A 4,443-nucleotide genomic window follows, 5' to 3' on the forward strand; every position below is an offset into this window, starting at 1 on the left:
TTAGATTGTCCCTCTAAGACACGGAATCGGTGGTCAGACCACATCAACCAAGCAGTGATAAATTTGCTTGAATTTTTACAGGAGACAAATCAGGAGATAATTGAGAACATGGGGGAAGTGGTGCTGATAGGCAGATTCGAACTGCCGACCTCACCCTTACCAAGGGTGTGCTCTACCAACTGAGCTATATCAGCACATCTTGGAGCGGGCAGCGGGAATCGAACCCGCATCATCAGCTTGGAAGGCTGAGGTAATAGCCATTATACGATGCCCGCAATGAACTCGGCTACCTGAGTTATCAGCTGTTAAACTGTTTGTAACTATTTCTTAAAGTCATTATGAATAATGCTTTAAGGAGATGGTGGTGGGAGAAGGATTCGAACCTTCGAAGTCGATGACGGCAGATTTACAGTCTGCTCCCTTTGGCCGCTTGGGTATCCCACCTATCCAAATTTTTAATGGTGCCGGCACCAAGAGTCGAACTCGGGACCTACTGATTACAAGTCAGTTGCTCTACCAACTGAGCTATGCCGGCATCAAGTGCTGCGCATTCTAGGAAGAGTGAGCGCATGTTGCAACAAAAAGTTTTAGTTTTTTGTTTGATTGCTTATATTTTATGCGATTTTTACTATTTAGCTGTTTTTTTGACTCTATTCAGCTTAAAACATCAACAACGATTCTTAACTATAATCCATTATTATTTAGAGAGTAAAGTGCTCTTAACGATTAAAAATTTTTAAAATGCTATTTTTTATTCGTTATCACACTTTCAAGAGAACAATTTACAGGCTATTTATTGAGCAAATAATGCCGTTTTTTATGCCTACGTCAAAAAAAATTCATATAAAACATAAAAAAGCCTACGCCAACTTACTATCACTCGTTATTATGCTATCAAATTTTATGGATACGGGTGTTTAGGCAACCTGTCCAACCTGCATAAAATAGGCAGATGTTGGTTTATGAAACAGAACGAGAATTTTATTACTACGCCATATTTAGAGTTTGATAGAGAGCATTGGGCCACACTCCGTGATTCGGTTCCTTTGACGTTAACATCTAGTGAGCTTCTGGAGTTAAAAGGTATTAATGAAGAACTCTCTATGGAAGATGTTATTGAAATCTACCTTCCTCTATCACGCTTATTGAATTTTTATATAAGTTCTAATGTCCGCCGCCAAGCTGTTTTAGAACAATTTTTAGGAACTAATGGCGCAAAAGTCCCTTATATCATCGGTATCGCGGGTAGCGTTGCTGTAGGCAAAAGTACAACTGCTCGTTTGCTTCAAGCCCTGCTAACAAGATGGCCTGAACACAGAAAGGTTGATTTGATCACCACTGATGGTTTTTTACATCCAAACCAGGTGTTAAAAGATAGGGATATAATGAAGAAAAAGGGTTTTCCACAGTCTTATGATATGAGAAAGTTGGTAAACTTTGTTTCACAAATAAAATCGGGGGCACGTAATGTAGCCGCTCCTGTATATTCCCATTTGACCTATGATATTGTGCCTGAGCAACAGCAAATAATAGATCAACCCGATATATTGATTCTTGAAGGGTTAAATGTTCTTCAGAGTGATATGGATTACCCTCAAGATCCGCACCATGTATTTGTTTCAGATTTTGTTGATTTTTCAATCTACGTAGATGCTGCGCCACAGTTATTAAAGCAGTGGTATATCGGACGATTTTTAAAATTTAGGCAAGGCGCATTTTCTGATCCCGACTCTTATTTTCACAATTATTCTAAATTAAGTGAAGAAGAAGCGGTCAATATTGCAAGTTCAATTTGGGATGAAATTAATGGTTTAAACCTTGAAGAAAATATTCTACCAACAAAAGAACGAGCTAGCTTAATAATGACTAAAGGTGAGAATCATTCAATTCAAAGTGTTAGGTTAAGAAAGTAATTGTTATTATTGGCCGGATAGTTTCCGGCCTAATAGAATATTATTCATTTGATCTTAAAGATATTTCACCACCAATATAAGGCACAATTTCACCATTTTCCTTTTGTAACATTAAAGCACCTTGCTCATTGATCCCTCGTTCAACTCCTTGAATAATATCGTTCCCTATTAATAATTTAATCTTTCTATTCAAAAAATTATCCAGCTCAAACCACCTATCAAGAAAGGGAGTTAATCCTTCTTTTTCAAATAAGACTAATGACTCTCTTAACGCTTGAATAATATTTATTGATAATTGGTTTCTTTCGATATTTTTAACTTCATCACGTAAAGATGACCACTGTTGGTTTATTTTATTATTATTCTCTATATTATTTTTATCCATTCCAATATTAATACCAACGCCAATAATAATATGGGCAGCATCTCCAGTTTTTCCTGTTAATTCAACAAGGATCCCTGCCAATTTTTTGTCGTTCATATAAAGATCATTTGGCCATTTTACTTTTACTTTATTTTTACTTAATTTATTTAGCGTTTCTGCAATAATAATACCGACAACTAAACTCAAGCCTATTGCCGCTGCTGGCCCTTGCTCAAGCTTCCAATACATCGACAAATACAAATTACAGCCAAATGGAGAAAGCCATTGACGCCCTCTCCGCCCTCTTCCCGCACTTTGATATTCGGCTAAACATGTATCACCTGATGTTAAGTCAGGGATCCGATCCAACATATATTGGTTTGTCGAGTCAATAACTGGTTCAACAATAATATTAACATCGTGAATTTGATCTTTAATTATACTCTGGTCTAATAAATTGACTGTATAAGGTAGTTTATATCCTTTTCCAGTTACCGTCTGAATATCTAAACCCCAAGAACGGAGTGTTTTAATATGCTTATTTATTGCAGCTCGCGTCATACCTAGCTTTTTACCTAGTTGCTCTCCAGAGTGAATTTGAGCATCTGATAAAATATCAATTATCTGTAAAGGGATATTGGCTTCTTTCATGAAATACACTCCATAGCATTGACCTCACCATTTTTCCCAATAAATCTGACTTCTGGCTCAAGTAGGATGCCAAAGCGTTCAGCGACTACCTGACTCACATATTTAGCTAAATTAACGATATCTTGCCCTGTTGCTTGATTCTTATTAATTAAAACTAAAGCTTGGTCCTTATGTACCGCAGCGCCACCTATCTCATAACCCTTCAAACCACATTGATCGATTAACCAACCCGCAGCAAGCTTTACATCGCCGTTTGGTTGTTCATACTGCGGGCAGATTGGATTTTTTGCTTTGATTTCTTTTGCTATTTTGGCTGAAACTACTGGATTTTTAAAGAAACTCCCTGCATTTCCGGTAATGGTAGGGTCAGGTAATTTAACTTTTCGGGTATGGCAAACAGTATCAAATACTTGTTGTGGGGTTACTGTAGTGGGGTCTAGCCTAGCCAGATCGCCATAGCTTAATTTAGGTGTCCATTTTTTAGCGAGCTTCAAGCCAACGCTGACGATGGCATGAGAATGCTGGTATTCATGCTTAAAAATACTATCACGATAGTCGAAATGGCAGTCAATAGCGGATATACGAGTAATTTTACCCGTTTCTAATGAAAGAATATCAACATATTCACAGAGATCTTTAAATTCTACACCATATGCTCCAATATTTTGAATCGGAGCCGTACCGACACAGCCGGGAATTAGCGCTAAGTTTTCTGCGCCGTATATGCCTTCTTTTAAGAGGGTTTCTAGCAATTGATGCCAGTTTTCTCCAGCTTCTGCATGTACATGCCAAAAATCTGTTGTATCCGTTACATGCACACCCTTGATCCTATTTACTATTATAATCCCTTCAAAATCTTCAATAAATAGGACATTACTTCCACCGCCAAGTAATAAGGCAGGTATTTTTTTGTTTTTTGCATCAAGCCACTGTTGATAAAGTGCATCCGTACTCTGTACGGTACACAGCGACATCGCTTTAGCATCAATACCAAAGCTGTTAAAGGATTTAAGTTCAGAGGTGGGTTTCATTGCTGCCTTCAGTGCGTGCAAAACTAAGATATGATAAGTCTATCAGCCGAGCTGAATAGAGAATAGAGAGAATCTAGAAATAATGAAATATACAGGATAAGAAGGCTAATATTTATATTTACGTAGATCCTTAACTAGCATCCAAATTTTTTAAGCCTTATATATTTTATAAGGCGTTAGAACGCAAAAAAGCCACCCAATGGGTGGCTTCTTCACTTTATTTAAAACCTAGCAGTTCCCTACTCTCACATGGGGAGACCCCACACTACCATCGGCGCTACGGCGTTTCACTTCTGAGTTCGGCATGGGGTCAGGTGGGACCACCGCGCTATTGCCGCTAGGTAAATTCTTTTAAATGCTGATATTTGGTGCTGATACCCAGATTCGAACTGGGGACCTCACCCTTACCAAGGGTGTGCTCTACCAACTGAGCCATATCAGCAATATGGTTTGGTCAGTCAGTTCTGACACAACCTTAAAATTT

Annotated in this window: 3 protein-coding genes, 5 tRNA genes and 1 rRNA gene; 1 reads left to right on the forward strand and 8 read right to left on the reverse strand. The window is 38.1% G+C overall.

Annotated elements, in window-relative coordinates:
* Positions 1-118 precede the first annotated feature (118 nt).
* The 4 genes from M998_RS09810 to M998_RS09825 form a co-directional block, all read right to left on the reverse strand.
* Positions 119-194 (reverse strand) — tRNA-Thr (locus M998_RS09810).
* A gap of 6 nt (positions 195-200) precedes the next feature.
* Positions 201-275: transfer RNA gene (locus M998_RS09815), tRNA-Gly, on the reverse strand.
* Positions 276-359: 84 nt separating this feature from the next.
* Positions 360-444, reverse strand: a tRNA-Tyr gene (locus tag M998_RS09820).
* Between the two features lie 15 nt (positions 445-459).
* Positions 460-535, reverse strand: a tRNA-Thr gene (locus tag M998_RS09825).
* A gap of 427 nt (positions 536-962) precedes the next feature.
* Here M998_RS09825 and coaA point away from each other — a divergent pair.
* Complete coding sequence (coaA, locus tag M998_RS09835) at positions 963-1,913, forward strand: type I pantothenate kinase (RefSeq protein ID WP_068437277.1); 951 nt, start codon at positions 963-965, stop codon at positions 1,911-1,913.
* Between the two features lie 40 nt (positions 1,914-1,953).
* Here coaA and birA read toward each other — a convergent pair whose 3' ends face one another.
* The 4 genes from birA to M998_RS09855 all read right to left on the reverse strand — a co-directional run bounded on the left by birA (position 1,954) and on the right by M998_RS09855 (position 4,401).
* Positions 1,954-2,928, reverse strand: a complete 975-nt coding sequence (gene birA / locus M998_RS09840; RefSeq protein ID WP_068437274.1) for a bifunctional biotin--[acetyl-CoA-carboxylase] ligase/biotin operon repressor BirA — start codon at positions 2,926-2,928, stop codon at positions 1,954-1,956.
* The gene (gene murB / locus M998_RS09845; protein ID WP_068437270.1) at positions 2,925-3,959 is read right to left on the reverse strand and encodes a UDP-N-acetylmuramate dehydrogenase; all 1,035 of its coding nucleotides are present in this window, start codon (positions 3,957-3,959) and stop codon (positions 2,925-2,927) included. The genes birA and murB overlap by 4 nt, the downstream gene beginning before the upstream one ends.
* Positions 3,960-4,185: 226 nt before the next feature.
* Positions 4,186-4,301: ribosomal RNA gene (gene rrf / locus M998_RS09850) — 5S ribosomal RNA — on the reverse strand.
* A gap of 24 nt (positions 4,302-4,325) precedes the next feature.
* Positions 4,326-4,401: transfer RNA gene (locus M998_RS09855), tRNA-Thr, on the reverse strand.
* Positions 4,402-4,443 lie beyond the last annotated feature (42 nt).

This window comes from Providencia heimbachae ATCC 35613 (genome assembly GCF_001655055.1).
GTDB classification, from domain to species: domain Bacteria; phylum Pseudomonadota; class Gammaproteobacteria; order Enterobacterales; family Enterobacteriaceae; genus Providencia; species Providencia heimbachae.